Origin of the sequence: Umezawaea sp. NPDC059074 (assembly GCF_042738955.1) — a bacterium.
In the GTDB taxonomy this organism is placed as follows: Bacteria; Actinomycetota; Actinomycetes; order Mycobacteriales; family Pseudonocardiaceae; genus Umezawaea.
Genome location: NZ_JBHYHC010000140.1, coordinates 21,433 through 23,640, shown reverse-complemented (window position 1 = coordinate 23,640; position 2,208 = coordinate 21,433). Strand labels below are relative to the sequence as shown.

Below are 2,208 nucleotides of genomic sequence, written 5' to 3'. Positions count from 1 at the left end.
CCTGCCCGATCTCCAATTTTAAGGCCGAAATCCCCAAGTAAAATCGGCCACGGTTGCGTGCGGCCCGTAGCGTTCCGTAGCAGGTCAACAGGCGAGCGCCAGTCCCGTAAGTAGGCGCCATGCTTCTGCCGGACGCGTCGGTGGTTTGCCAGTCGTCCGCCGGTCCCGTAAGTGGGCGCCATGCTTCTGCCGGACGCGTCGATGGTCGCCTGGGGTGGTGCTAAGCGAGGCCGCGTAGGTGGGACAGGTAGGCGGCCGCGTTGTCCTGTGCGCGGTCTTGGGCTCCGTTGCGGTGGACGTCTAGGCGGCCGTTGGGGTGTAGGCGGATTGTGGTTGTCGCTTGGCGTGGGGTTGTGTCGTGGGGGACGCGCAGGTCCGCTGTGCCGAGGATCGGGGTGTCCTGGGGGAACATGGTCGCCGCTTCCGCCGCTGTGGCCGCTGGGCGGTGGCCGGTGGCGTTCGCGCTGCTGACGTAGAGCACCGGGAACGGGGTGAGCAGTGGTGTCAGTGGTGCCCATCGTGCGCCGAACAGCAGTGTCCAGCCGTCCTTGGTGGCCGGGGCCAGCCAGACCGGCAGGTGGGTGTCCCGCAGCGGGAGCAGGACGGTGAGGAGTTCGTCCACCAGCAGGCGGCGGGCGAACGCGGCCCTGTCCTCGTCGAGGTCGAGGACGTCCGCGATGAAGGTCCAGGTGTCCGGGTGGTGGGCCCACAGGGCTACCGGTTGATCCGGTGGGCGGCCCTTGGTGGTGTTGATGGTGGCGGGGTCGGTGCCTGCCAGCACGGACGTGAGCGGGGCGGGGTTGGGGAGCACCACCGCCGCGCGGGCGGCCAGTGCCGTCCTCGCGCCGTTGAGGCCGACCGTGCCGCGGTCCGGTGCGGTCATGCGCCTTGCCTTGACGCCAGGCCGTCGAGGTACGCGCTGAACGTCTGGTCGTCGATCACCGCGGTGTCGGTGCGGTAGGCGTGCGACTTCACCCAGGCCATCGCGGTGGTGGCCTGCGCGCGGTCCAGGGTGTGGCCGAGGCGGGCGGCGACGGCGGTGACCACGCGGGTGCTGGCCAGGTGCGTGAGTACCACGGTCGGCACGATACCCAGCGCCGCCTCGGGGTCGAAGGGCTGGAACAGGGCGGGGTGCACGAACGGGGTCCCGGTGGAGATCGTGCCGACGCCCGAGCCCACGATCGGGGTGGTGACGGTCAGCGGGACGCCGGTCGCCTCGGAGACCGCGCGGGTGATGGCCGGGAGGCGGGTCAGGTCCGGCGGGGTCCACCAGAGGTCGGTGGCGCCGCCGGTGAAAGCCGCGGCGCGCACGGGGTCGTCGCCGAGCAGGAACAGGAGTTGTTCGGTGGCGACCATGCCCGAGCGTTCCGCGACGCCGAGCCACGAGCTGGACACCAGGCGGACGCCGGACTCCACCGCCCTCAGCGTGTTGGCCAGGCCGAGGCCCAGGTCGTTGTGCAGGTGCGAGCCGAGCACGACGTCGGTGTCCGTGCGCTCCGCGACGGTGGTGAACATGGCCGCCGCCTCCCTGGGGAGCTGGCCGCCCACGGTGTCGGCGAGGATGATCGTGCCCGCCCCCGCGGTCGTCATGGCCTGCGCGTAGTCGGCCATCAGGGCGTGGTCGGCGCGCGAGGCGTCGGCGAAGCACACGTCCACGGCGACCTCTGCGCCGAGATCGCGGGCCTGCTTGACCAGGCCGACGCCCTCGTCGAGCGCGTCACGGGCCCCCTTGTGCACCATCACGCGGGCCATCGCCTCCGACGCGGGCACCACGACCATGATCCGGGCGTGGGCGGTCCCGCGCACGGACTCGACGGCCTGCCGCACGTCGTCGGGCACGCCCCGGCACACGGCGGCCACGCTGACCGCGCCCTCCGCCTCGACGGCGACCCGGCGCACGGCCTCGAACTCCTCGGCGCACACGGCGGGGAACCCGGCCGCGAACACGACGTGCCGCGGCCCGTCCGCGCCGAACAGCGCGCCCTGCTCGCGCGCGAGCCGAACCCGGAACTCCGCGCTCATCAACGTCTTCGCCTGAGCGCCGTCCCGCGCCGACTCCTCCCAGACCACCACCCGGCCCGCCGAAGCCGACTCCCGCACCACGTCCACCGGCACACCCCGCATCACCCGCACACGAGTGCGCCGGACGTCCCCTCGTGCTGGACGTCCGGCGCGCCTCCGAGCCCCGCGAGGGTGGTCGTCGGCGGG

Annotated in this window: 2 protein-coding genes; both read right to left on the bottom strand. The window is 72.6% G+C overall.

The window, feature by feature from the left end; genetic code table 11:
• Positions 1 to 220: 220 nt before the first annotated feature.
• Positions 221 to 883 carry a Sua5/YciO/YrdC/YwlC family protein gene (locus tag ACFWW9_RS38675; protein ID WP_390387491.1) on the bottom strand — a complete coding sequence of 221 codons (663 nt, stop codon included), beginning with the start codon at positions 881 to 883 and terminating at the stop codon, positions 221 to 223.
• Positions 880 to 2,208 (bottom strand): hypothetical protein (locus ACFWW9_RS38670; protein ID WP_390387490.1); only part of this gene is annotated, 1,329 nt, incomplete at its 5' end. The genes ACFWW9_RS38670 and ACFWW9_RS38675, both read right to left, overlap by 4 nt.

Bases quoted from the DNA above. Each gene is read 5' to 3' on its own strand.
- ACFWW9_RS38675 (WP_390387491.1), bottom strand. From the start codon at position 883: ATGACCGCACCGGACCGCGGCACGGTCGGCCTCAACGGCGCGAGGACG.